Raw genomic sequence first — 23659 nt, 5'->3', positions numbered from 1 at the left:
CGGGTGCTCAGACGCCGACCGGCTCCTGCTCCCAGCCGTGCAGGAACACCCGGGAGCCGGGGGTGGTGCGGGTGAGCGCGTCCACGGCCAGGATGACGGCGGCCGAGGTCCAGGTGCTGCGCTCCACCGGCCACCGCACCTGCTCGGCGAACTGGTAGCCGGTCCAGTAGACGCCGTCGTCGGCGTCGCGCAGGTGCTGCACGTCGCGCAGGATGCGCACGCCCGCCTCGGTCTCGCCCATCGCGGCCAACGCCATGACCAGCTCGGCGGACTCCGCGGCGGTCACCCACGGCTGGTCGTTCACGCAGCGCACGCCCAGGCCGGGCATGACGAAGGTGTCCCAGCGTTCGGCGATCCGTTCCTTGGCGGCGCCGTCCCGCACCGCGCCGCCGAGGATCGGGTAGAACCAGTCCATCGAGAAACGGGAGCGGTCGGCGAAGAGCCCCTCGTCCTCGTTGATGAGTACGCCGAGCCGTTCCGCGGCCGCCGACCACTCCGGCCGGTCCCGGCCCAGACGGGCCCCCAGAGCCGCACCGCAGCGCAGTGCGTGGTGCACGCTCGCGCACACGGTGAGCAGGGCGTGGTCGCCCGGAGCGCCGTCCTCGGAGCGGGCCCACAGGATCTCCCCCCGGCTGCCGCGTAGGGCCAGGACGAACTCCAGCCCGCTCTCCACCGTCGGCCACATCCGTTCGGCGAACGCGGTGTCGCCGGTGGTGAGCAGGTGGTGGAAGAGGCCCACCGCCGGGTAGGCGGCGTGGTTGGCTTCACGCAGCTCCGTCGCGGCCCGGCCCTGACGGAACTTGGCGGGCCAGCCGCCCTCGGGATGGCGGCTGCCCTCCAGCCACAGGTAGGCGCGGCGGGCCGCCTCGGCGTGCTCGGGGACGAGCAGACCGGTGACGGTCAGGGCCATGGCGCACTCCACGTGGTCCCACACGTCGGTGTGGCCGCCGGGGAACCACGGGATCGCGCCCCCGGGCTCCTGGGAACGGGCCAGGTAGTGCGCGGACAGGTAGAGCTGCTCGGAGCTGAGGACACCGGGCAGGCGCAGGGCCGCCGGGTCGGAGGGCGCCGGCGCGGCCGCCATCAGGAGGCCGCGCCGGCGCGCGGCTTGCGTACGTACACGATGACGCTCTTGCCGATGACCGGGTTGAGGAGCCTTTCGGCCACGCGGGTCACCTTCGGGGCCTGGAGCATGTCCCAGACCAGGAGCTCGTGGTAGGCCTTGGCCAGCGGGTGGTCGTTGTTGTCGGTGCCCACCGCGCACTTGATCCACCAGTACGGCGCGTGCAGGGCGTGCGCGTGGTGGTGCGGGCCGATCTCGAAACCGGTGGCCTTGAGCTTGGCCTCCAGCTCGGCGCGCGTGTAGATGCGGATGTGGCCGCCCTCGTTGGTGTGGTACTCCTCCGAGAGGGCCCAGCAGAGGCGCTCGGGCAGGAAGCTCGGCACGGTGACGGCCGCGATCCCCCCGGGTTTGAGGACCCGGTGGAGCTCCTTCATGGCGGCGGTGTCGTGCGGCAGGTGCTCGAAGATCTCGGCGGCGACGACGCGGTCGAAGCTGTCGTCGTCGAAGGGCATGTCGAGGGCGTCGCCCTTGACGGTCTCGGCCCTGGCGGACTCGGGGGCCTCGCCCTCCTGGGCCATGGCCGCGAACATGGTCTCGACCTCGGCGAGGTCGCTCACGTTCTGGTCGAAGGCGACCACGTCGGCGCCGCGGCGGTAGATCTCGAAGGCGTGGCGGCCACCGCCGCAGCCGAGGTCGAGAACGCGGTCGCCCGGGCCGACGGGGAACAGGTTGAAGTCGACGGTGATCAGTGGAGGCTCCCTAGGGACGGTGCTGCGGGTCGTGGTGTGCGCGGCCTGCCGGGTCAGGCGCCGTTCGCGCGGGCCCGCACGGGCGCGGGTCGGTTCTCGTCGTCGGTACCGGCACCGGTTCCCGCGACGGAGTCGATGGTGGAGGCGTAGCGCTGGGCGGTCAGCTCGGCCACGGCCCGCCAGGTGAAGCGCTCCTGGACACGGCGCCAGGCGGCGGCGCCCATCCGCTCGCGTTCGGTGTCGTCGTCGAGCAGGGAGGCGAGCTCGGCGGCCAGCAGTTCGGAGTCGCCCGGGGGGATCAGGCGTCCGGCCCCGCCGTCGGTGCCCACGACCTCGGGCAGGGCGCCCGCGTGGCTGGCGATCAGCGGGGTGCCGCAGGCCATGGCCTCCACGGCGGGGAGGGAGAAGCCCTCGTAGAAGGACGGGATGACCGCGACCTGGGCGCTGGAGATGAGTTCGCCCAGCTCCTGATCACCGATGCCGCTGACGAACTCGACCTTCTCGCGCAGGTTCAGTTCGTCGACGAGCTGGTCCGTGGGGCCGCCCGGTTTCGGTTTGCTGACGATGGTCAGGGTGATGTCGCGTTCGGTGGCGAGTTTGGCTGCCGCGCGCAGGAGGATGCTGACGCCCTTGAGCGGGCTGTCGGCGCTGGCGGTGCACACGATGTGGCCGGGGACGCGCTCCACCTCGGGACGGGGGTGGAAGTAGCGGGTGTCCACGCCCAGCGGGGTGACCTCCATGGTGGCGGGGTCGACGCCGAACTCGCGGGCGATGTCGTCCGCGGAGGACTGGGAGGGGACCAGGATCGGGTCGAGTCTGCGGGCCACTCTGGCCTGCATCCTCACGAACCCGTACCAGCGGCGCTTGGAGAGTTTCTGGAGGCCGCGGGCCTCCTCGAGCTCGATGCGGCGGTCCACGCTGATCGGGTGGTGGATGGTGGTGACCAGGGGGATCCCGGCGGACCTGATACCGAGCAGGCCCCAGCCGAGGGTCTGGTTGTCGTGGACGACGTCGAACTCGCCCAGGCGGTTGCGCAGCTCGCGGTTGGCGCGCAGGGAGAAGGTGAGGGGTTCGGGGAAGCCGGCGGTCCACATGGTGGCGACCTCCAGCACGTCGATCCAGTCGCGCCACTCGCGCAGGGGCGGGGCGGTGAAGGGGTCGGCGTCGTTGTAGAGGTCGAGGGAGGGGATCTTCTCCAGGGTGACGCCCTCGTCGAGGGCCGGGTAGGGCTGTCCGGAGAAGACGGTGACCTGGTGGCCGAGCGCGGCGAGTTCCCGGGACAGGTGGCGGACGTAGACTCCCTGGCCGCCGACGTGCTGTTTGCTCCGGTACGACAGGAGGGCGACGCGCAGGGGGCGGTCGCCTGAGGGCCGTGGTGTCGGTCCCGTGCTTGTGCCCGACTGGGTCAAGAGTCCACCTCTTCGTTGGGTCGCGTGCCCGGTCGCCGCCGTGTGCCGCCGGGTTTCCGGCGCCGGTGGCGCAGGCCGTCCGGAGGCGGGTCGATTCGCCGGTGGGACGGTGTGGCGCCCCCATATGTTACTCGCGAGTTCATTCGGGGTCGGCGCCGGGATCAGGTACTGGGGATCCTATTCGGGGCCGTGCGCCCGGGTGACGCTGGCCCAGCGGGGGAGCTCGGCCGAACCGTTCCGGCGGACCAGGCCGCGCTCTTCCAGCAGGCGCAGATGCGCCGCGGTCTCGGAGGCGGCCATGTGCCGGGCCATGATCCGCATCTGGGTCCAGGGGCGGCGCCATTCCAGGCTCGACGTGAGTTCCCACAGGGTCGTGGCTCCCCGGTCGAGCAGTCGGGCCATGGACTCCAGGCGCTCCTCGTGGTGGTCGACGATCTCCTCGGTGCGCGCCGGGAGGCCGGTGAAACGCCTCTCGTGTGAGGGAAGGCACAGGAGGCGGTCCGCTCCGGGCATGCGCCCGATCCGGGCCTGGGCGCCCAGGAAGTCGCCCAGGGGATCGCCGTCGGCGGAGTCGAGGGGGAACTGGCCCACGTGCGGGGTGATGCGCGGCAGGACGTGGTCGCCGGTGAAGAGGAGGTCGCGCTCGACCAGGTGGAGGCAGAGGTGGCCCGGGGTGTGACCGGGGGTCCACACGGCGCGCAGGTCCAGGCCGGGGACGTCGGCGCGCTCTCCGTCGCCGAGTGCGAGGTCCGGGAGCGCTGGCGAGGGGAAGACGGAGGGAGAGGAACGGAAGGTCTCGACGTCCTCCTCGGGGAAGCCCGCGCGGACCATCTGTTCGATGACGGACGCGCTCCGTTCGTCGTCGGTGCGCTCACCGAGGCGCCGCAGGACCTCGGCGTCGGAGGGGTGCATGGCGACCCAGGCGTCGGAGGCCTCGCGCAGGCGGCCGGTGAGCCCCGCGTGGTCGGCGTGGAAGTGGGTCAGGACGGCGCCCTGCACCTCGTCGATACCGTGGCCGGTCTGTTCGAGGCCGCTGACCAGGGCCTCCCACGACTCGTCGTGGTGCCAGCCGGTGTCGACGAGGACGGGTCCGCCCGGGGCGGAGACCGCGTAGACGTAGGTGAACCCGATCGGGTTGCCGGGGACCGGGACGGGGATGCTCCACAGCCCTTCACCTAGGTCCTCTACTGGGGGAACGTCACGCATCCTGGGCCGACCTCTCCGCTGAAAACCGAATCTGGTTCGATTCTAGGGAAGGGGCGTCCGGGGCCTTCGGGCGGTGGGTGCCCTGATCGGTGCGGCGCGGTCCGGGGCATATCGGCCAGACAAAATAGAACATATTCTACAAAGGTCTGACGGGTGCCCTGAAAGCTTGGGCCAAGATCTCGTATTGCCTCTGCCACATCGGGTGATGAGGCGCGGATCATGGGTTCGAAGCGCTGCGGCAGAGGGAATTCTTTGGATAACGTGTTCTCGTGGGGCCGGTCTGTCAGGGGTGGCGTACCGGCCCGGTAGAGCTGGTACCCGGTCCGTGGCACACCGGCGGCACGCGGACCGAAGACGAACGGGAGATCCAGTGGCGGTGCAGGCACCGATCGGAACGATGACGCGGAGTCAGACCCAGCGTCGTCGGCGCATCGTCCAGACAGCGGCCGCCCTGGCCGTGCGCGGTGGCGTGGAGGCCATGCAGATGCGTTCGGTCGCCGAACGCGCCGGTGTCGCCCTCGGTACGCTCTACCGCTACTTCCCCTCCAAGATGGACCTGGTCGTCGCCGTGGTCACCGAGGAGCTCGATCTCCTCGAAGGCGGTATCGTCCGCCGTCCGCCCACTGCGGCCAGCGCCTCGGGCCGGGCCGTCGACGTCCTGTTGCGCGCCACCCGCGGCCTCATGCGCGAGCCCGAACTCGCCGACGCCCTGGTGCGCTCCCTGATCATGGCCGAGGTCAAGATCGAACTCGACGTACGCATCAGCGACCTGGTGTGGCGGGTGGCCACCGGCAACCTCGAGGGGGCCGGCGCCACCGACGAGGAGGCCGCCGAGGCCGGTACCGGCGTGGACCGCGAGAGCACCGGTTACGTCCTGGTCGGTTCGCTCACCAGCGTGTGGATCTTCGAGCTGGTGGAGATCCTCAAGGGCCGCCGCGACATCGACGGCGCCGAACGCCGTCTGCAGGTCGCGGCCGAGCGCCTGCTCGCCTCCTTCTGACCGCAGCCGCGGCTCCGGCCGCTACTGGCTCCGGCCGCTGCCGAACAGCAGGCCGAGCAGGCCGTCGAGCAGGCCGTCCGACCCGCTGCCGGAGTCGTCGTCCCCGGGCCCGTCTCCGCCGACCTCCCCGTCCCCGGATTCCTGACCACCGTCCCCGGGCGGCTCGCCCCCCGGAGCCGTGGGCGGGACCGGTGCGTCCGTCAGCTCCTCCTCGGGGCTCTCCTGCGCGCCGTCCCCGCCTCCGTCGCGCTCCTCGCCAGAGGGCTCCTGCGGCGGTCCGGACTCCTCGCCCTCCGAAGCGTCCCGTTCCGGGTCCTCGGGGGCCTCCGGAACCGATGCGCCCGGGGCCGAGGCCGTGCTGCGCTCCGTTCCCGGCTTGCCGTCGGAGGCCGTCGACGACGCCTCCACCCGTCCCGTGCCCGACCGGGCGCCCTGGGCTGCGGGACCCGTGTCGATCACGGTGGAGGGCCCGTCCACGGAGCCGGCCCACCACCACAGTCCGACCGCCACCGCGACCGTGGCCAGGCCGGAGACCGCCGGCAGCGGCCAGCGCCGGTGCCCGGGCGTCCTCACCTCGTCGAGGGGGTCGTGGTCCGGGGCGGGCAGCGGGGAGCGCGCGTCGTCGCGGACGGGGTGGTCGCCGGTGGTCACGCGGTCGCCGGGCAGGGCCCGGGGGAGCGGGATCTCGACCGTGCCGCCGCCGGAATCCTCGGACTCCTCGACCACGGCGGCGCCGGACGGGTACGAGCGGTGGACCGGGTAGCCGTCAGCGGTGAGCGGGCGCATGGCGGCGGCGATCCGGGCGCGCTCCTGGGCGGTCTCGGGCGCGGTGCACGTGTGCACGACCCGCGCGCGCAGGCCGGGCGGGGCGCCTGGGGGGCGCAGCAGGGCCAGGGCGGAGGAGACCTGCTGTACCTGGGTGCGCCAGAGCGCGCCGGGGGCCTCCTCCTCGGGGGCGGTCGCGGAGAGGTCGTCCAGGCCCTCCGCGGCCCTGCGGATCGCGGAGCGGGAGAGCTCGCCGCAGATCCGCGGCTCCAGGCCCAGGACTCGGGAGACCGCCGAGGTGGAGAGCGCGTGGCGCAGGTTGAGCTCGACCAGTTCCCGGTGGCTGGCGGGCAGCCGGGAGAACATCCGGGCGACCGGGACCTCCGCGGGCACGGTCGCCAGGCGTGTGTAGGGGCAGGTGTGCGCGAAGCCGCGGAGCTGGCAGGCAACACGGACGAGGGCGTACAGCCAGGGCCCCCGGTCGGCGGGGTCGGTGAGCTCGGCCGCGAGCCCGATTCCGGCGACCAGGGCCTCGTGTACGGCGTCGGTGACCGGGTCCTCGTCCGTGCGGTCCCCGCCGCCGTGGCGTTCGGGGTCGCCCAGGAGGGACCACGCGTACCGGTACAGCTGCTGCGCGAAGGTGTCGTGGAGTGCCTCGACGGCTTCGGTCGCCGGTACGTCTGTTTCGTTACCTCTGGTCACGATTCTCCCCCCGTTCTGTGGTGACGCTAGCGAGGGGAGCGCTCTGGTGTGGGTGAATCGTTCAGCTGTAGCTTGAAGGTGAGACTTCTGTTACCGTCTCCGCGCCTTCGGGGCCGACCGGAGGCTCGCCCCGGCCGACCCCGAAGGGACTACTCGCCGCCCCGGGAGGGCTGGCCGATCGCCACCATCCGCTCCACGGAGCGGCGGGCGCGCTCGGCGGTCGAGGCGTCGACCGTGATCTCACTCGTGCCGTGGCGGAGCGAGTTCAGCAGCTTGTCGGCGTCGATCATCTTCATGTAGTGGCACTCGGCGCGCGAGTTGACCGCTTCGAACTCCGTGGTCGAGTTGGCGTTGCGCAGCTGGTGCAGCATGCCGGTCTCGGTGGCGATGAGCACCTTCTTGGCACTGGTGTTCTCGGCGGCGGTCAGCATTCCGCCGGTGGAGAGGACCTTGACCCGGTCCTCGGGGACCGCGCCGCTGCCGACGAGGTAGAGGGCAGAGGTGGCGCAACCGCACTCGGGGTGGACGTACACCTCGGCGTCGGGCTCGGAGGCCACGCGTTCGCGCAGGGTGTGGCCGTCGATCCCGGCGTGCACGTGGCACTCGCCCATCCAGATGTGGATGTTCTCGCGACCGGTGACCCGCTTGACGTGGGCGCCCAGGAACTGGTCCGGGAGGAACAGGATCTCCTTGTCCTCCGGGATGGAGCGGATGACGTCCGCGGCGTTGGAGGAGGTGCAGCAGATGTCGGTCTCCGCCTTGACCGCCGCGGTGGTGTTGACGTAGGCGACGACGACCGCTCCGGGGTGCTCGGCCTTCCAGGCGCGCACGTCCTCGGCGGTGATGGTGTCGGCCAGCGAGCAGCCCGCGTTGGGGTCGGGCAGCAGGATGGTCTTCTCCGGCGCGAGGATCTTGGCGGTCTCGGCCATGAAGTGCACGCCGCAGAAGACGATGGTGCTGGCGTCGACGCTCGCGGCCAGGCGGGACAGGGCCAGGGAGTCGCCGGTGTGGTGGGCGACGTCCTGGATTTCCGGGCGCTGGTAGTTGTGCGCGAGGATGACAGCGTCGCGCTCCTCTGCCAGGCGGTGGACCTCAGCGGCCCATTCCTGCCTGGTCATGGTGTCCGCCGTCGCGGTGACCGATGCCATGTCCTACTACTTCCTTGAGGCTGTGGGCACGTCGTACGGATGCCGTGCCGTGGGAGGTCAGTGCGGGAATCAAGTTTTTGTCTATCAGGCACAAACCTACTGAAGCTTAACATGACGTGGGACGGAAGGGACAGGGTGGATATACCGGAAGCAAACGGACGGGCTGTGGCGGCCGGAGCGGGATCGCCCGCCGGGGGCGGCGGGGGAGCGGTGCTCTCGGCACACGAGGTGCTCGCCGTCGTCCTGCAGATCCGCGAGGGCGAACTGTCCGTGCTGCTGTGGCGGCGGGCCCTCCCGCCCTGCGAGGGGGAGTGGGCCCTGCCCGGTGGGCGCCTCGGCGCCGACGAGAGCCTCGGCGCCTCGATCCGCCGACAGCTCGCCCAGAAGGTCGACGTCCGCGACCTGAGCCACATGGAACAGTTGGAGACCCGCAGCGACCCCGGACGCCACCCCCAGCGCCGCACCCTGGCCACCGCCTACCTGGGTCTGGTGCCCGCGCACATCGACCCGGTGGTCCCCGCCGACACCGGATGGCACCCCGCCGCCGACCTGCCGCCGATGGCCTTCGACCACGCCGCCATCGTCCGCTCCGGCCGACGGCGCCTGCGCTCCAAACTCAGCTACACCAACGTCGGCTTCGCCCTGGCGCCGCCGGAGTTCACCATGTCCGAACTGTCGGCCCACTACCGGGCCGCCCTCGGACACGACGTTGCGGCCACCAACCTGCGCCGGGTCCTGCTGCGGCGCGGACAGATCGAGGAGACCGGCCGCTCGGTGCCCTCCGGCCGTTCGGGCGGGCGTCCCGCGGCGCTGTTCCGTTTCCGCGCGCGGGAACTGGAGGTCACCGACGCCTTCGCGGTACTGAGGCCGCCCGGGTGACGGGTCCGTGGTCGCGCACCCCGTGGTCGCACACGCTGTGTACACTCCCTAATCGTGGCAATTCGTACTGTGGTGTTCGACGTCGGCGAGACACTCATCGACGAGACGCGCATCTTCGCGCGCTGGGCGGACCGTTTCGGGATCCCGCACATGGCGTTCTTCGGCACCATCGGCGGCGTGATCGCCTCCGGAGGCACCCTCACCGAGGGCTTCCGGCTGCTCGTTCCCGGCTTCGACCTGGAGAGCGAGAGCGCCCGCTGGCGCGCGGAGGACCCCCACGGCGAGCGCGAGCACTTCGGTGAGCGCGACCTCTACCCCGACGTGCGTCCCGCCTTCGGCAGGATGCGCTCCGCCGGACTGTCCCTGGTCATCGCGGGCAACCAGCCCTCCGAGGCCGGGCCGGCCCTGGCCGCCATGGAGCTGGGCGTCGACGGTATCGGGATCTCCGACGACTGGGGCGTGCACAAACCCCACCCGGACTTCTTCGACCGGGTCGTGGAACTGGCCGCCCGGAGCCGCCCCGGAACCACCGCCGAGCAGATCCTCTACGTCGGCGACCGCACCGACAACGACGTCCTCCCCGCCCGCAAAGCCGGGATGGGCGCCGTCCTGCTGCGCCGGGGCATCTACGGGTACCGCCACTCCGCAACCCCCGACGCCGAGGCGGCCGACGCGGTGGTGGACGACCTGCACCAGCTCGCCGACTGGATCGCCGACCGGAACTAGGGCCGGGTTCGGCACCGGACCCACGACCGGACCCGCGCCCGCCCGTGGCCGGGGTCATACTCCCGTTCGATTCGTTCGGCGTGTCGTCCCGTCCGGACCGCGCGCGCCCCGGATACCCTCCCCAGCACAACCAGGAGCAGGACCGGACCGCGGTCCGACCCACGGCGCGGTACCCACTCCCGTGCGCCCCGGCGCGGGAGGGAACGCGAACCCGTGCACGCCCCCGGCAACACCACCCGGCCCCCGAACGGAGACGACCCCGCGATGATCACATTCGAGGGCGCCGCCAAGGTCTACCCCGACGGCACCGTCGCCGTCGCCGGCCTGGACCTCACCGTCGAGACCGCGAAGACCACGGTCTTCGTCGGGCCCTCCGGTAGCGGCAAGACCACCTCGCTGCGGATGATCAACCGTATGGTCGAGCCGACCGGCGGCACCGTACGAATCGACGGCGCCGACATCCGCGAGCAGGACCCCGCCCGGCTCCGCCGCTCCATCGGTTACGTCATCCAGCAGGCGGGGCTCTTCCCGCACCGCACCGTCCTGGACAACATCGCCACGGTGCCCCTGCTGCTGGGGTGGCGGCGCGGCAGGGCGCGCGCACGCGCGGCCGAACTCATGGAACTGGTCGGGCTCGAACCCGCCCAGGCCAAGCGCTACCCGCACCAGCTCTCCGGCGGACAGCAGCAGCGGGTCGGCGTCGCCCGCGCCCTGGCCGCGGACCCGCCGATCCTGCTGATGGACGAACCCTTCAGCGCCGTCGACCCGATCGTGCGCACCAGCCTCCAGGACGAGCTGATCCGGCTCCAGCGGGAACTGAACAAGACCATCGTGTTCGTCACCCACGACATCGACGAGGCGGTCCGCCTGGGTGACCGGATCGCGGTCTTCCGCCCCGGCGGGGAGCTGGCGCAGTACGACACCCCCGAACGCCTGCTCGCCGAGCCCGTGGACGGGTTCGTCGAGTCCTTCATCGGCTACGACCGCGGGGTGCGCAGGCTCTCGTTCTTCCCCGCCAGCGCACTCTCCCTGCGCGAGGACGTGGTCTTCGACGACGAGGACCGGGTCGAGCGCGCCCTGACCACCGTCGGCGACGGCGGCGAGCCGTGGGCGCTGGTGGTGGACGGGGACCGGCTGCCCAGGGGGTGGGTCAGCGCCGCACAGCTGCTCCGCGAACCCACCGGTGTGCCCCTGGGCACGCTGGAACTCGCACCCTACGGCCACACCTTCGACGTGGGGACCGACTCCCTGCGCGCCGCCCTCGACGCGGCGGTGCTCTCCCCCGCGGGCCGGGCGGTCGGCGTGGACGACGAGGGCAGGGTCGTCGGGGTGGTCTCCCAGGAGGACCTGGGCGCCGCCCTCTGGTCGGTGGCCGAGTGATCGCCGCGGAGGGCGGCAACTGGGCCCTCGGGGCCTGGGAGTGGGTCGTCCGCGTCACCGAATGGGGCACGGCCAACTGGAGCTACCCGGGCGAACCCGACCGCGGCATCCGCCCCCTGGTACTCGAACACATGCGCCTGTCCTACCTGTCCATCCTCATCGGACTGGTCATCGCGCTACCGCTGGGCCTGGCGTGCGCCCGGTGGCGCCCGCTCTATCCGCCGGTGCTCACCGGCGTGAACGTGCTCTACTCCATCCCCTCGATCGCGCTGTTCTTCCTCATCCTGCCCTACACCGGGTTCAGCGACTGGACCGCGATCGTGCCGCTGTCCCTGTACACCCTGGTGATCCTGCTGCCCAACGTGGTCGACGGGCTGCGCCAGGTCCCCGACCACGTACGCCAGGCGGCGGTCGCGATGGGGTTCAGCCCGCTCCGGCGCCTGGTGGCCGTCGAGACGCCCGTCGCGGTCCCGGTCATCATCGCCGGGCTGCGCGTGGCCTCGGTGGCCACCATCAGCATGGTCAGCGTCGCCTCCCTGGTGGGCCTGGGCGGGCTCGGCCAACTCATCCTCAGCGAGGGCTTCCGCCGCCAGTTCGACGCGCCCATCGTCGTCGGTATCGTGCTGGTCGTCCTGCTGGCGTTCGTCACCGACGCCCTGCTCGTGCTCGCCCAGTACCTGCTCACACCCTGGGCGCGGGGGGACGGGAGACGCGGACGGCCGCGCCGCGGACGGACCGTCGCCACGGGCACGCCCACGGCCGCCGTGCCCCCGGCCCCGGAACCGCGAACGTCGGGGGAGAGGTAGCCATGGACATCCTGAACGAACTCGTGGCGTGGTTCAGCGACCCCGCGCAGTGGACCGGCCCCGCGGGCATCCCCGCCCGCCTGGGTGAACACGTCCACTACTCGCTGCTGGGGCTGTTGATCTCGACGGTCGTCGCGGTGCCGATCGGCCTGTTCACCGGGCACACCGGGGCGGGCGGCTTCCTCACCGCGAGCCTGGCCAACTTCGCCCGCGCCCTGCCCACCATCGGCGTGCTGTTCCTCATCGTGCTGGCCGCCGGGATCGGGCTGGTCCCGGTCGTCGCCGCCCTGGTGGCACTGGCCGTACCGCCGATCCTCGTCAACACCCACGAGGGCGTCCGGGGCGTCGAACCCCGGCTCCGGGACGCCGCGCTGGGCATGGGTATGCGCGGCCGCGAGGTCCTGTTCCGACTGGAGCTGCCGGTGGCGACACCGCTCATCCTCATCGGGATGCGCACCGCCGCCGTCCAGGTGGTGGCCACGGCCACCATCGCCGCCTATGTGGGGGTGGGCGGACTGGGGCGCTATATCGTCGACGGCCAGGCCCGCCAGGACCTGACGATGATGCTGGGCGGCTCCGTGCTCGTGGTGGCGCTCGCCGTGGCCACCACACTCCTGTTCGCCGGGCTGCGACGGCTCCTCGTCGCTCCCGGCCTGCGTGCCGAGGCCGCGGCGGTGCGCTGACCGGGGCGGTCGGTGCCGCCCGCAGAGGAAGTTTTCCAGAGAGAAGGTTGTGGACATGCACAAGAAGCTCGCCCTCATCGGGCTTCCACTGGTGGTTCTCCTGAGCGCGTGCGGTGGCAGCGACCCCTTCGAGGAGGACGGCGGCGGCGACGGCGGGTCGGGCGCGGTCGTCATCGGTTCGGCCGACTTCCCCGAGAGCTCCCTGCTCGCCGAACTCTACGGCCGGGCCATGGCGGCCGAGGGCGTCGACGTCGAGTACCAGCTCAACATCGGCAGCCGCGAGGTGTACTACTCGCAGATCGAGTCGGGCAACCTCTCCGTGTTCCCCGAATACAACGGGGCGACCCTGGCCTACCTCGACGAGGGGGCGCCCACCGCCGACTCCGAGGAGACCAACGCACTGGTCGAGGAGGCCCTGCCCGCCGGGCTGGAGATCCTGGACTCCTCCAGCGCGGAGAACAAGGACTCCGTCACCGTCACCAGGGAGGTCGCGGACGAGTACGACCTGACCACCCTCGCCGACCTGGCCGACGTCGCCGACGAGCTCGTCCTGGGCGGCCCGCCCGAGTTCGAGACCCGCCACCAGGGCGTCGAGGGCCTGGAGTCGGTCTACGGTGTCGAGTTCGCGGAGTTCCGCTCGCTGGAGGTCGCGCTGCTGACCCAGGCGCTGCTGGACGACGACATCCAGGCCGCCAACCTGTTCACGACCGACCCGCAGATCGCGGTGGAGGACTTCGTGGTCCTGGAGGACCCGGAGAACCTCTTCGGTGCGCAGAACGTCACCCCGCTCATCAACAGCGACCAGGTCGACGACACCGCGCGCGCCGCCCTCAACGCCGTCTCCGCGGCCCTCACCACGGAGGAGCTCACCCGGCTCAACGAGCGCGTCGTGATCCAGAACGAGAACGTCGCCGACGTCGCCCAGGAGTGGCTGGAGGAGCAGGGCCTGGACTAGCGTTCCTGCCCCGGGGCCCGCTTCGGACCGTGCGAGGACCCCCGGCACGGCCGCCGGGCCGCGGAGGAGCCGACGGCGGGGCGGGGCACCGAGCCCCGCCCCGCCGCCGCTCAGCCGAGCCCGTGGTAGCGCCCGCCCCAGCGCACCATCGCGCGGCCGGGCCGGTCGGCCCCCACCTCGGGCAGCCCCACCACGTCCGCGAAGAACACCGTGTGGTCGCCGACCTCCACCTTCTGGCGCACCGAGCACTCCAGCGCGGCCAGCGCACCGTCGAGGACGATCGCTCCGGTGCGCTCCCCCCGGTGGTGCGGCTGGCCGGACACCAGGAGCCGCGCGCTCGGCCGCCCCTCGGCGGAGAACCGCCCCGCCAGGGCGCGCTGGTCGTCGGCGAGCACGCTCACCGCGAAGGCGCCCACCCACTCGACGACCTCGGCGACGTAGCCCTGGCTGTCCGCGCTCAACATCACGACCGGAGGATTCGCGGACACCGAGACGAAGGCGCTCACCGTCGCCCCGATGTCGTCGCGGCCGTCCGCGATGGTCACCACGCTCACCCCGGTCGGCAACAGTGCCATGGCCTCCAGGTAGGCGCCGCTCGCAACACTCAACGGATCTCCCACGTCCCGGGGACGCTCAGCGGACCGGCGGCGGGCAGGCCCAGCCGGGCGGCCAGGTGCTCCAACGGCCCCCAGGCGCTCAGGACGGTCTGCGGCTCGGCGGAGGCCAGGTCCTCGCTGGACTCGTGCTGGCGGAGCCGGTCCAGCGGGTTCGGGCGCGGGAACACCCGCACCGGCAGCGCCCCGGAGCCCACCTTCTCCCGGGCCAGCCGAACGGCCGTCTCGACCCCGCCCAGTTCGTCGACCAGGCCGCGCTCCCGGGCGTCCGCCCCGGTCCAGACCCGCCCCCTGGCGACCTCGTGGATCTCGTCCCAGGTCCGTCCCCGGGCCGCGGCCACCTTGCTCACGAAGTCGTCGTAGATGGTGTCCAGGAGCTTGTTGAGCCGCTCCCACTCGGACTCGCTGAAGCCCTCGTCGGTGTCGAACATGCCCGCGTGCGCGCCCTGGCTCACCGAGTCCGAGGTGATCCCGTACCGCTCCTTGAGCGCGCCCAGGACCGGCTTGCCGGTGAGCACGCCGATGGAGCCGGTGATGGTGCCGGGCTGGGCCACGATCGCGTCCGAACCCAGGGCGACGTAGTAGCCGCCCGACGCGGCCAGGCCGCCCATCGTCGTGATGACCGGCTTGCCCGCCTCGCGGGTCAGCTGGCTCTCGCGCCGGATCAGGTCCGAGGCGATGGCCGAGCCGCCGCCGCTGTCCACCCGGAACACCACGGCCCTGACCCGGGGGTCCTTCCGGGCCGCGCGGAACGCGGCGCAGACGGTGTCCGAACCCATCACGGTGCCGCCGCCCAGCGGGGACCGGCGGCTCTTGCCCAGGTTGATGCCGCCGCTGGCGGAGACCAGGGCGATGTGGTCGCCACCGCCCGCCAGCCTCGGTCCGGACTGCTGGGTGTGCTTGCGGTGGTAGCGCGTGACGAACCGGAGCTCGGGCTCGGGGGAGCCCTCCTCCTTGCCGCGCACCTCCCGGTCCAGCTCGGCGTAGACCTCGTCCCGGTAGGCGAGCCGGTCGACCAGCCCGGCCTCCAGGGCCTCCCCGGCCAGGGTCGGGGCGGTGTCGACGAGTTCGCGGACCCGCTCCCGGGTGAGCCCGCGGGTCTCGGCGACCGCCTCGACGATCTGGTCGTTCAGGGACTCCACGATCCGGCCCATGGCCTCGCGGTGGGGGTCGGTGTAGCCGGTCTGGGTGTACGGGTTGATCGCGTTCTTGTACTCGTGGCGGGCCCCGCCCTCGAACTTCACGTCGAGCTTGTCCAGGGCGCCCTTGAAGAAGGTGGAGCGCGACCTGAGGCCGCTCAGCCCCACCAGCCCGGTGGGGGACAGGACCACCCGGGAGAAGGCGGTGGCCAGGTAGTAGGACAGGTTCCCGTCCCCGGCCTCGCCGAAGGTGTCCGCCCAGGCCACCGCGGGCTTTCCGGCGGACCGGAAGTCCGCGACCGTGTCGCGCAGCTCCTGCACCTGGGCCAGGCTCAGGGAGCGGGAGTCCACCCGCACGACGAGGGCGCCCACCCCCGGGTCGCGGGCCCCTCTGCGGATGCCCTCCAGCACGTCGAGGTAGTGCTGCTTGCGTCGGTTCATGAGCTGGCTGAGGGGATCGCCCTGCGACTCGTCGGCGACCCCCTCCGTCAGGTCCAGCTCCAGTACCAGCGGTCCGCGGGAGCGGGGGCCGAAACGGTTGAGGGACAAGGGCTCAGTGATCTTCGCGAGGTCCACCATGGACCCAGGGTAGTGCGGCTCCTTCCCCGGTGCGGCGGGTGCGCCGGGGACGCTATGGTCTGTGCTCCGACCTGTCATACGCGTGGTCGGGCATCGCAGAGAAGGGCGGGACGTTCGATGGCGGGCACGACGGACGAGGTGCGGCACCGTGCGGGGGGCGGCCGGGTAGCCGCGGTCGCGGCGGCGGCCCTGTTGGCGCTGAGCGCCTGCTCCGCCGAATCGGCCGAGGAGATCGAGCTGGAGCGCGGCGAGAGCGGGATGATGCCCTCGATCGACCCTCCCGGTCCGGAGGGCTTCGACAGCGCGGAGGTCGCCGGGGTGAAGGTCGACGTCCCCGATGGCTGGGAGGTCCAGAACGAGGACGGCCAGCTGTGCATGACCCCGCCCGGCCAGAGCGCCTGCGCCTACGGGTCGGTCCGACTGGTCCCCCACCAGGCGGAGAAGCACCCGCGGAACTGGCCCAAGAAGGATGACGCCTTCTACGCCGACGGCGGCTGGGCGGACAACACCGACAGCTGCCGCAGCCTCAACACCGCCGCCTCGGGCAGCATCGGGGTCGACAGCGCCACCCTGACCACGGACCGGGGCGCGGTCTTCGAGCACGCGGACGGCCTCAAGTCCCACCACTCGGTGTGGAGCGTCACCTGCGACAACGAGGACACCTTCGAGGTACGCATGTGGTTCCTCCCGCAGAGCGACGTGCTGCTCTACGTCTGGTCCGCCGACGCCCAGTACAGCGCCGTCTACGACGAGATCGCGGCGTCGATGGACACCACCGCCTACCGCGCCGGCTCCTGACCCGTCCGCCGGCCCGGGGTCCGGAGGGGACCCCCGCCCGGCCGAATCCCCGACGGATTACCCGAACCGAGTGTCCCCACGGTGCGGTTAGGCCATAGGCTCGTAACCGGTCAAGCAGTCAACGGAACTTGATGGGGTGCATGCGCTGGTGACCACCATGGGAACGGCGGGACGGGTCGATCAGTACACACTGGACAACGGACTGCGTCTGGTGACGGCTCCGGCCTCCACCGGCCAGGTCGCCTCGGTCAACCTCTGGTACGGGGTCGGTTCCCGCCACGAGGTGCCCGGTCGCACCGGGTTCGCGCACCTGTTCGAGCATCTGATGTTCCAGGGCAGCGGCAACGTCACCAAGGGCGAGCACTTCGACGTGGTCGAGCGGCTGGGCGGAGACATCAACGCCTCCACCTCGACCGACCGGACCAACTACTTCGAGACGGTCCCCACGCACGCCCTGGACACCATCCTGTGGCTGGAGGCGGACCGCCTGGCCACCCTGCGCGAGGGCATGACCCAGGAGGTCCTGGACAACCAGCGCGACGTCGTCAAGAACGAGCGCCGCCAGCGTTACGACAACCAGCCCTACGGCACGGCCCTGGAGCGCATCCTGCGCCTGGCCTACCCCGAGGGCCACCCCTGCCACCACCCCACGATCGGCTCCATGGCCGACCTGGACGCCGCCGACCTGGACTACGTCAAGTCCTTCCACAAGGCGCACTACGGCCCGGACAACTGCGTCCTGACCGTCGTCAGCGACCTGGAGCCCGAGGACGTCCTCGCCCGGGTGGAGAAGTACTTCGGCGGCATCCCCGCCCGCGACCTCGTCCCCGACACCCCCGACCCCGCGCTGCACGCCGCGCTGGGCGGCCCGGTGCGCGACTCCGTCACCGAGACGGTTCCGGCGGCCGGGGTGTTCATCGGCTTCCGCGTCCCCGCCTACGGAGAGCGCGGGCACGACGTCGCCCAGCTGGCCGCCGCGGTCCTCGGCCAGGGCCAGGGCAGCCGCCTGTACCGCTCGCTGGTCGTGGACCGGCCCATCGCCGCCGACGACGGCGGCGGCTCCGCCGACCTCCTGCCGTTCCGCTACACCGACAGCCTGCTGCTGGTGAACATGCTCGCCCGCGAGGGCGTGGACGGGGACCTCCTGGAACAGGCCATCCGCGAGGAGGTCGCCAAACTCGCGGAGGGGGTCACCGACGCCGAACTCGACCGGGCCCGCGCGGTCCTGGAACGCGAGCACCTGCACTCCCTCGCCAGCCCCTCCGGGCTGGCCGACGCCATCGGCAACTGCACCCAGCTGCTCGGCGACCCCGAGCTCGCCTACACCTGGCCCCGGCGCTGGGCGGACGTCACCTCCGAGGAGGTCCGTGCCGCGGCCGAGCGCCTGCTCGTCGACGACAACATGCTCGTCGTCCGCTTCGACCCCGAGCCCGAGACCGCCGCCGAGACGATCAGCGCGCAAGCCGGGGCCGACGCCGCGGCCGACGCGCCGGCGTAACCGCTCCGTTCCCGTCAAGCCGCAGAAAGAGCCGCAGAGCATGCAGCAGACCCGCCCGGACCTCGGCGCCCCCGCCTCCTACACCTTTCCCAAACCCCAGCGGATCAGCGTCGGAGGCGGCACGGTCGTCGCCATCGACGTGCCCGGCCAGCAGTTGGCCTCGCTCCGCCTCGTGCACCCCTTCGGCGGTGCCGTCGAGCCCCTCGAAGCCATGGGTGTCAGCGCCCTCACCAGTGAGGTCCTCGAGGACGGACCCGACGGCCAGAGCTCGCTGGCCCCGGCGATGGAGCGCCACGGCGCGGAGTGGATCTCACGCGTGAGCTGGGACGGTTTCATCACCGGCCTGGACGCGCCCACGAACCGCCTCGGCGAGGCCGTCCGCCTGTTCGCCGACGCCGTGCGCCGACCGGCCCTGAAGGCCGACGACATCGTGCGCCGCCGCGACCAGCTCCTGGAACGCTTCTGGTTGGACGCCTCCTCTGCCTCCACCCTGGCCATGCGCAGCCTGGGCGGTCAGCTGTTCACCGGACGCTACGCCACGCCCCTGGCCGGGGGACCGGTCAAACTGGCCGACGTCACCCCCGAGACGGTCGCCCGCTTCCACGCCGACTCGATCGCCTCGGTCGCCGGAACCCTCGTGGTCGTCGGCGACCTGGCCGGCGTCGACCTGGAGCAGCTGGGCAGGACCGTCTTCGGCGACGCCGCGCCCGCGCCGGAGCGCGCGCTCACCGAGCCCGCGCCGCCGCCCGGTGAACTGCCCCGCGTACTCGTCGTGGACCGCCCCGGGTCGGTCCAGTCGGCCCTGGTCATCGCGCACCGCGCCCCCTCGCGTTCGCAGGTGGACCTGCCGCGCGCCGAGGGCATCAGCGAGGTCCTCGGCGGGATGTTCACCTCCCGCCTCAACATGGAGCTGCGCGAGCGCCTGGGCTACACCTACGGTGCCGGGAGCCGTTTCGACCTGCGCCGCGACAGCGGGGTGTTCTTCATGTCCACCCAGGTCGAGGCCGGCACCACGGCCCACTCGGTCACCTCCTCCCTGGAGCAGATGAACAAGCTGCGCGCCGGGGGCGTCACCGAGGACGAACTGTCCACGGTCCGCGAATCCAACACCGTGGGGCTGCCGGTCAGCTACTCGACCGCTCGGAGCATGGCCGGGGCGCTCGTCGACATGGTGGTGCACGACCTGCCCGACGACCACGTGGACCGCACCCGTGCCGGGTACGAGAAGCTCACCGCCGAGGACATGAACAGCGCCGCCGTGGAGTACCTCCGCCCGGAGGAAGCCGTCGTGGTGGTGGTCGGTGACGCCGGGAGCCTGCGCGGTCCGCTCACCGAGACCGGGGTGGGCCCGGTCGAGGTGCGGACTCCGGAGTCCCTCTGGAGCTGATGTCCGGGGGTTTCGTGCACGCGCCGGCGCACGTGCACGAAACCCGGCCGAGGTCAAGAATTGGCAAGGGAGACCCTCGTCATGGCATGTGCGGCCTTTCCTCGGACATAACGAAACCGAACCTATGTGTCAGCCATCCGGCAACCAGTGGCCCGGCCTCCGCGCCGTGCTGGTATAACGAGTGATCCGTGCACCTACGTGGTGACAGCGACCGCAATGCTCCGCAGGAGGCCACCATGGCCGGTGAATGGACCCGTGGATAACCGTGTCCTCCCTAGACAACCCTCACACGCAGCGGCCACAGACGTCGCTCGACCCCGCGCGTCCAGAGTCCTCCGTGGCTGAGTCGGAGGCCGATGGCCGGCTGCTGAAGGGCCGCTACCAGCTGACCTCCGAGATCGCCCGCGGCGGTGTCGGAACGGTCTGGCGCGCCACCGACCTGGTCATCAAACGTGAGGTCGCGGTCAAGGAGCTCCGGCTGCCCTCGGAGCTGAGCCGTTCCGAGCGCGAGTCGCTCGTCCAGCGCACCACCCGTGAGGCACGTGTCGCCGGACGGCTCACCCACCCCAGCCTCGTCACCGTCCTGGACGTCGTCGACGAGGACGAGCGGCCGTGGATCGTCATGGAGTTGCTGGAGGCCTCCACCCTGGAGGAGATCATCCAGGTGGGCGGTCCGCTGCCCTACCAGCGGGTGGCCGAGATCGGGCTCCAACTGATCGACGCGCTCAAGGTCGCGCACGGTGAGGGCATCGTCCACCGCGACGTCAAGCCGGACAACGTGATGATCAGTGAGGACGGACGGGTGGTGCTGACCGACTTCGGGCTGGCCGCCTGGAACGGTGAGTCCGCCCTGAGCGCGTCCGGCCGCATCATCGGTTCGCCCGCCTACATTCCGCCGGAGCGGGCCAAGGCCGGACCGGTCGGCCCGGAGTCCGACCTGTGGTCGCTGGGCGCCACCCTGTACGCGGCGGTCGAGGGCTACCCGCCCTACGACCGCAAGGGCTACATCAAGATCCTGCGCCAGGAACAGCTGGACGAACCCAAGGAGGCCGCGAACGCGGGCCCGCTCGCCCCGGTGCTGGCCGGGATGCTCAGGGTCGAGCCCGGTGAACGGCTCACCGCGGAGAACGCCGCCAAGATGCTGAGGATCGCGGCCCTGGCACCCTGGTCCCCGAAGCGCGACGGGAGCACCTCCGAGGAGGGGGCCGCCGCCGGGGGCGGGGACACGGAGGCCGGGGAGGACAGTGATCACGAGGAGCCGGAGACGGCGAGGGAGCACTTCCGCGCCGGTGCCCACGTGCTGGCCGAGTCCATCAGTGACCGGCTGCGGCACAGCCCGGAGGCGATGAACTCGATCATGCTGTCCATCCGTGAGTCCACGGAGACGCTGGGCCTGACCAAGTCGGGAAAGCACTCGGAGCGGAGCCACCTGACGGTGGCGGCCGGTGTCGGCCTGGGCGTGGTCGCGCTGCTGGCGCTGGTCATGTGGGCCCTGTTCGGCCTGTAGCCCACGGCGCGGACCGTCGGCTTGCCGGGGCGCGGCCGGGCCTCGCCCCGCCGGCCGCGTGGGTCGGCGTCTGGGACGGGGCCTCGGGCCGAGGGCGCCGCCCGAGGTTCGTGAGTGGGGCCGGCGGGATTCGAACCCGCACTGTACAGCACCTAAAGCTGCCGTCTCCTGCCAGTTGGACTACGGCCCCGACGGGGCCACTCTACCGGGATCGGAGAGGGGACCGGTCGTCCGGCCCCGTGCTCGGGCGGACGACCGGCGCACCGGGTCAGACGCCCAGTTCCCTCTTGATCCGGTCGACGTGGCCGGTCGCCTTCACGTTGTAGAAGGCCTTCTCGACCCTGCCGTCAGCGCCCACGACGACCGTGGAGCGGATGACGCCCTGGACGACGCGGCCGTAGTTCTTCTTCTCACCGAAGGCGCCGTAGGCGCGCAGGGTCTCCTTCTCGGGGTCGCCGAGCAGGGTGAAGGTCAGGCTCTCCTTCTCCCGGAACCGGGCCAGCTTCTCGGGCTCGTCCGGGGAGACGCCCAGTACGGTGAACCCGGCGTCCGCGAACTCGGTGAGGTTGTCCCGGAAGTCGCAGGCCTGGGTGGTGCACCCGGGCGTCATGGCGGCCGGGTAGAAGTACAGGACGACGCTGCTGCCGGTGTCGGCCAGGACCTTGCTCAGGGAGACGGGCTGGCCGTCGGCGTCGCTGAGGGTGAAGTCGGGTGCCTGGTCGCCGGGCTCCAGACGGATGGTTTCGCTCACGTGGTGTCTTCCTGTTCTGCCTCTGGCGGTCCGGCGCGCCGGACCGGGTCGTTCACGCCTCACATTACGAGATGCGCGCCCCGGGAGTGCCTGGCCGCTTCGTCGGTGCTGGTGGCCGTGGACAGGGCTCTTCGGTTGCGATTGCGGTTCGGTTCATCCGCTTTGGGAGTGACCAGGAGTCCGATCGCCTATTGTTGACCATGTGCTATAGGTTGGCCGTCCTCTGGGTCATGGCGTAGCGTGCGCGGGTCGCCCGGGGCCCGACGGTGTGTCCGGCGGCCACCGACCGGGACACATCCGCTTCGCTTTGGGAGTAGTTCGCCACGATGCCTGGATTCACACTCGACGAGGTCAGGGCTCGTACGCTCAAGGAACGAGACTCCTGGCTGACGGTCTACCTCGTAGACCCGTTCGCGGTCCGGATCGTGCGTCAGATCGCGAACCGGACACCGATCACCCCCAACCAACTGACCGTGGCCGCCCTCTTCCTGGGCCTGGGCGCCGCCGTGTGCTTCGCGTTCGGTTACTGGCAGCTGCTCCTCATCGGTGCCGCGCTGTACTACCTGTGCTTCCTCGTGGACTGTACGGACGGCAAGCTCGCCCGGCTCACCGGTTCGGAGTCGCTGTTCGGTTCCTGGATGGACTACGTCTCGGACCGCTTCCGGGTCCTGGTGTGCGTGGTCGCCCTCATGGGAGGCCAGTACCGGGAGACCGGGCACGTGGCGTTCCTCTGGCTGGCGCTGGCCGTGGTCTTCCTGGACATGCTGCGTTATCTGAACGCGCTCCAGGTGTACAAGGTGCGCCGTGAGATGCGCTCGCACCTGGCGGCCGCACTGGAGCGGGCGCGCGCGACCCTGTCCATGCTCGAACCCGAGGGCGACGCCACCGGCCGCGCGACCGGTCGCGGCGGCCGGACGATGAGCGACGGCGGCGAGCAGGCGGTGCTGCGACACGGCATCGGTGTGTTGGAGCAGATCCTGCGCAGCCAGAACGAGCGGGAGGCCCGCAACCAGCGCACCGCGGGCAAGCAGCCGGACCTGACACTGCCCAAGGTCGACCTGCACCAGGAGTTCCGGACGCGTTTCCCCTGGTACCAGCGGTTCTGGGGGTCCCTCAACAACCGGCGGGTGCGCACCCACCTGGTGGGCGGGATCGAGTTCCAGCTGGCGGTCTTCGTGCTCTCCCCCGTCGCCGCGGCCCTCTTCGGTCCGCCGGTAATCGGGTGGATCACGGCCTTTGCGGGCGTTTTGCTGCTCGCCTTCGAGATCGCCATCATCTATAAACTGTGGTTGTCCACACGGGACTTCTTCCGTGTGGTCGACGGAATCGACGGCGCGCTGAGATTCTCTGGTCCGTCCGACGGCGCGGAGGAGCAGGGCCGGGACACCGGCTCGGACACGGGCTCTCAGACAACCGTGCCCTAGGGCAGAAAGGCACCCCTATGACGGGAAGCGACACCGAACCGCGCCAGACCGCAGCCGAGGTCCAGGCCGAGATCGACCGTGAGCAGCGGCAGCTTGCCGAGACCCTGAGCGAGCTCGGCGAACAGGCCCGCCCGGCGAACATCGCCCGGCGCCAGTTCACGAAGGCCAAGGACCGGGGTACCCGGATCTTCGACGAGGCCCGGGCGCTCGTCCTCGGCGGCGGCGCGGTGCGGGTGGAGAGCCACCCGGTGGAGCCCGAGGAGGGCAGCATCGTCCTCAAGGGCGATGACAAGGTGGTCACGACCTACCAGTCACGCGGCCAGTTGCCCCCCGAGGCGATGATCCTCGCGGCCGGTGTCGGGACGGTCCTCGCGGTCGGCGTCGTCGCCTGGGCGGTCCGCCGCAAGCGGAAGTAGCCGCAGGCACAGCCCTGACGGGACGGGGCCCGCGCGTACGTCGCGCGGGCCCCGTCCCATGGGTGGAGGGTGCGG

The 23659-nt window shown here is 71.5% G+C and carries 22 protein-coding genes and 1 tRNA gene; 13 read left to right on the top strand and 10 right to left on the bottom strand.

Features of this window, described 5'->3' with window-relative positions:
* Window positions 1-7 precede the first annotated feature (7 nt).
* The 4 genes from AC0VYD_RS20495 to AC0VYD_RS20480 form a co-directional block, all read right to left on the bottom strand.
* A complete protein-coding gene (locus AC0VYD_RS20495) occupies window positions 8-1084 on the bottom strand; it encodes a glucosidase family protein (protein WP_475477077.1) in 1077 nt (358 codons plus the stop codon).
* A complete protein-coding gene (locus tag AC0VYD_RS20490; protein WP_473040872.1) occupies window positions 1084-1812 on the bottom strand; it encodes a methyltransferase domain-containing protein in 729 nt (242 codons plus the stop codon). The genes AC0VYD_RS20495 and AC0VYD_RS20490 overlap by 1 nt, the downstream gene beginning before the upstream one ends.
* A gap of 53 nt (window positions 1813-1865) precedes the next feature.
* Window positions 1866-3221 carry a glycosyltransferase family 4 protein gene (locus AC0VYD_RS20485; protein ID WP_475477076.1) on the bottom strand — a complete coding sequence of 452 codons (1356 nt, stop codon included), beginning with the start codon at window positions 3219-3221 and terminating at the stop codon, window positions 1866-1868.
* 177 nt (window positions 3222-3398) lie between these two features.
* Window positions 3399-4427, bottom strand: a complete 1029-nt coding sequence (locus AC0VYD_RS20480; RefSeq protein WP_475477075.1) for an MBL fold metallo-hydrolase — start codon at window positions 4425-4427, stop codon at window positions 3399-3401.
* A gap of 370 nt (window positions 4428-4797) precedes the next feature.
* Here AC0VYD_RS20480 and AC0VYD_RS20475 point away from each other — a divergent pair, with 370 nt between their 5' ends.
* Window positions 4798-5427, top strand: a complete 630-nt coding sequence (locus AC0VYD_RS20475; protein WP_473038394.1) for a TetR family transcriptional regulator — start codon at window positions 4798-4800, stop codon at window positions 5425-5427.
* A 21-nt stretch (window positions 5428-5448) separates the two neighbouring features.
* Here the strand turns inward: AC0VYD_RS20475 and AC0VYD_RS20470 are convergent, their stop codons facing one another.
* Entirely contained in the window at window positions 5449-6894 is a 1446-nt protein-coding gene (locus AC0VYD_RS20470; RefSeq protein WP_475477074.1) for an RNA polymerase sigma factor, read from the bottom strand.
* 149 nt (window positions 6895-7043) lie between these two features.
* Window positions 7044-8042, bottom strand: a complete 999-nt coding sequence (gene nadA / locus AC0VYD_RS20465; RefSeq protein WP_475477073.1) for a quinolinate synthase NadA — start codon at window positions 8040-8042, stop codon at window positions 7044-7046.
* Window positions 8043-8177: 135 nt separating this feature from the next.
* Between nadA and AC0VYD_RS20460 the strand changes: the two genes are divergently transcribed.
* The 6 genes from AC0VYD_RS20460 (at window position 8178) to AC0VYD_RS20435 (ending at window position 13471) form a co-directional block, all read left to right on the top strand.
* The gene (locus AC0VYD_RS20460; protein ID WP_475480322.1) at window positions 8178-8921 is read left to right on the top strand and encodes an NUDIX hydrolase; all 744 of its coding nucleotides are present in this window, start codon (window positions 8178-8180) and stop codon (window positions 8919-8921) included.
* Between the two features lie 54 nt (window positions 8922-8975).
* A complete protein-coding gene (locus AC0VYD_RS20455; RefSeq protein ID WP_475477072.1) occupies window positions 8976-9647 on the top strand; it encodes an HAD family hydrolase in 672 nt (223 codons plus the stop codon).
* Window positions 9648-9911: 264 nt separating this feature from the next.
* Entirely contained in the window at window positions 9912-11027 is a 1116-nt protein-coding gene (locus AC0VYD_RS20450; RefSeq protein WP_475477071.1) for an ABC transporter ATP-binding protein, read from the top strand.
* Window positions 11024-11833 carry an ABC transporter permease gene (locus AC0VYD_RS20445; protein ID WP_475477070.1) on the top strand — a complete coding sequence of 270 codons (810 nt, stop codon included), beginning with the start codon at window positions 11024-11026 and terminating at the stop codon, window positions 11831-11833. The genes AC0VYD_RS20450 and AC0VYD_RS20445 overlap by 4 nt, the downstream gene beginning before the upstream one ends.
* A 2-nt stretch (window positions 11834-11835) precedes the next feature.
* Window positions 11836-12516: an ABC transporter permease gene (locus tag AC0VYD_RS20440; RefSeq protein WP_475477069.1), complete on the top strand. Its 681-nt coding sequence runs from the start codon at window positions 11836-11838 to the stop codon at window positions 12514-12516.
* 55 nt (window positions 12517-12571) lie between these two features.
* The gene (locus AC0VYD_RS20435) at window positions 12572-13471 is read left to right on the top strand and encodes an ABC transporter substrate-binding protein (RefSeq protein ID WP_475477068.1); all 900 of its coding nucleotides are present in this window, start codon (window positions 12572-12574) and stop codon (window positions 13469-13471) included.
* 110 nt (window positions 13472-13581) lie between these two features.
* Here the strand turns inward: AC0VYD_RS20435 and AC0VYD_RS20430 are convergent, their stop codons facing one another.
* Together AC0VYD_RS20430 and sppA are read right to left on the bottom strand one after the other, a co-directional pair.
* Complete coding sequence (locus AC0VYD_RS20430; protein ID WP_475477067.1) at window positions 13582-14079, bottom strand: flavin reductase family protein; 498 nt, start codon at window positions 14077-14079, stop codon at window positions 13582-13584.
* The gene (sppA, locus tag AC0VYD_RS20425) at window positions 14076-15803 is read right to left on the bottom strand and encodes a signal peptide peptidase SppA (protein ID WP_475477066.1); all 1728 of its coding nucleotides are present in this window, start codon (window positions 15801-15803) and stop codon (window positions 14076-14078) included. The genes AC0VYD_RS20430 and sppA overlap by 4 nt, the downstream gene beginning before the upstream one ends.
* 117 nt (window positions 15804-15920) lie before the next feature.
* Between sppA and AC0VYD_RS20420 the strand changes: the two genes are divergently transcribed.
* From AC0VYD_RS20420 to AC0VYD_RS20405, 4 genes are all read left to right on the top strand, one after another.
* Window positions 15921-16601, top strand: coding sequence for a hypothetical protein (locus AC0VYD_RS20420; RefSeq protein ID WP_475477065.1), 681 nt, complete (start codon window positions 15921-15923; stop codon window positions 16599-16601).
* Window positions 16602-16758: 157 nt separating this feature from the next.
* Window positions 16759-18099 carry a M16 family metallopeptidase gene (locus tag AC0VYD_RS20415; protein ID WP_475480321.1) on the top strand — a complete coding sequence of 447 codons (1341 nt, stop codon included), beginning with the start codon at window positions 16759-16761 and terminating at the stop codon, window positions 18097-18099.
* A 40-nt stretch (window positions 18100-18139) separates the two neighbouring features.
* Entirely contained in the window at window positions 18140-19486 is a 1347-nt protein-coding gene (locus AC0VYD_RS20410) for a M16 family metallopeptidase (RefSeq protein WP_475477064.1), read from the top strand.
* A 247-nt stretch (window positions 19487-19733) separates the two neighbouring features.
* On the top strand, window positions 19734-20993 hold the full coding sequence (locus AC0VYD_RS20405) for a serine/threonine-protein kinase (protein ID WP_475477063.1): 1260 nt from the start codon (window positions 19734-19736) through the stop codon (window positions 20991-20993).
* A gap of 115 nt (window positions 20994-21108) precedes the next feature.
* On the opposite strand, the gene AC0VYD_RS20400 is transcribed toward AC0VYD_RS20405, so the two are convergent.
* Together AC0VYD_RS20400 and bcp are read right to left on the bottom strand one after the other, a co-directional pair.
* A tRNA-Leu gene (locus AC0VYD_RS20400) sits at window positions 21109-21183 on the bottom strand.
* A 78-nt stretch (window positions 21184-21261) separates the two neighbouring features.
* Entirely contained in the window at window positions 21262-21744 is a 483-nt protein-coding gene (gene bcp, locus AC0VYD_RS20395) for a thioredoxin-dependent thiol peroxidase (RefSeq protein ID WP_475477062.1), read from the bottom strand.
* Between the two features lie 326 nt (window positions 21745-22070).
* Between bcp and AC0VYD_RS20390 the strand changes: the two genes are divergently transcribed.
* Both AC0VYD_RS20390 and AC0VYD_RS20385 read left to right on the top strand, forming a co-directional pair.
* Window positions 22071-23168, top strand: a complete 1098-nt coding sequence (locus AC0VYD_RS20390; RefSeq protein WP_475477061.1) for a CDP-alcohol phosphatidyltransferase family protein — start codon at window positions 22071-22073, stop codon at window positions 23166-23168.
* A 17-nt stretch (window positions 23169-23185) separates the two neighbouring features.
* A complete protein-coding gene (locus AC0VYD_RS20385; RefSeq protein WP_475477060.1) occupies window positions 23186-23584 on the top strand; it encodes a DUF3618 domain-containing protein in 399 nt (132 codons plus the stop codon).
* Window positions 23585-23659 lie beyond the last annotated feature (75 nt).

This window comes from Nocardiopsis sp. iso_40 (genome assembly GCF_056173285.1).
Note: the sequence above shows the minus strand (reverse complement) of the source record. Positions and strands in the feature narration are given on the sequence as shown.

What these genes read in the sequence shown, in the direction of transcription:
- AC0VYD_RS20495 (WP_475477077.1), bottom strand. Translation starts at nt 1,084, where the DNA reads ATGGCGGCCGCGCCGGCGCCCTCCGACCCGGCGGCCCTGCGCCTGCCC.
- AC0VYD_RS20480 (WP_475477075.1), bottom strand. Translation starts at nt 4,427, where the DNA reads ATGCGTGACGTTCCCCCAGTAGAGGACCTAGGTGAAGGGCTGTGGAGC.
- nadA (WP_475477073.1), bottom strand. Translation starts at nt 8,042, where the DNA reads ATGGCATCGGTCACCGCGACGGCGGACACCATGACCAGGCAGGAATGG.
- AC0VYD_RS20450 (WP_475477071.1), top strand. Translation starts at nt 9,912, where the DNA reads ATGATCACATTCGAGGGCGCCGCCAAGGTCTACCCCGACGGCACCGTC.
- AC0VYD_RS20440 (WP_475477069.1), top strand. Translation starts at nt 11,836, where the DNA reads ATGGACATCCTGAACGAACTCGTGGCGTGGTTCAGCGACCCCGCGCAG.
- AC0VYD_RS20435 (WP_475477068.1), top strand. Translation starts at nt 12,572, where the DNA reads ATGCACAAGAAGCTCGCCCTCATCGGGCTTCCACTGGTGGTTCTCCTG.
- sppA (WP_475477066.1), bottom strand. Translation starts at nt 15,803, where the DNA reads ATGGTGGACCTCGCGAAGATCACTGAGCCCTTGTCCCTCAACCGTTTC.
- AC0VYD_RS20420 (WP_475477065.1), top strand. Translation starts at nt 15,921, where the DNA reads ATGGCGGGCACGACGGACGAGGTGCGGCACCGTGCGGGGGGCGGCCGG.
- AC0VYD_RS20415 (WP_475480321.1), top strand. Translation starts at nt 16,759, where the DNA reads ATGGGAACGGCGGGACGGGTCGATCAGTACACACTGGACAACGGACTG.
- AC0VYD_RS20410 (WP_475477064.1), top strand. Translation starts at nt 18,140, where the DNA reads ATGCAGCAGACCCGCCCGGACCTCGGCGCCCCCGCCTCCTACACCTTT.
- AC0VYD_RS20405 (WP_475477063.1), top strand. Translation starts at nt 19,734, where the DNA reads ATGGACCCGTGGATAACCGTGTCCTCCCTAGACAACCCTCACACGCAG.
- AC0VYD_RS20390 (WP_475477061.1), top strand. Translation starts at nt 22,071, where the DNA reads ATGCCTGGATTCACACTCGACGAGGTCAGGGCTCGTACGCTCAAGGAA.
- AC0VYD_RS20385 (WP_475477060.1), top strand. Translation starts at nt 23,186, where the DNA reads ATGACGGGAAGCGACACCGAACCGCGCCAGACCGCAGCCGAGGTCCAG.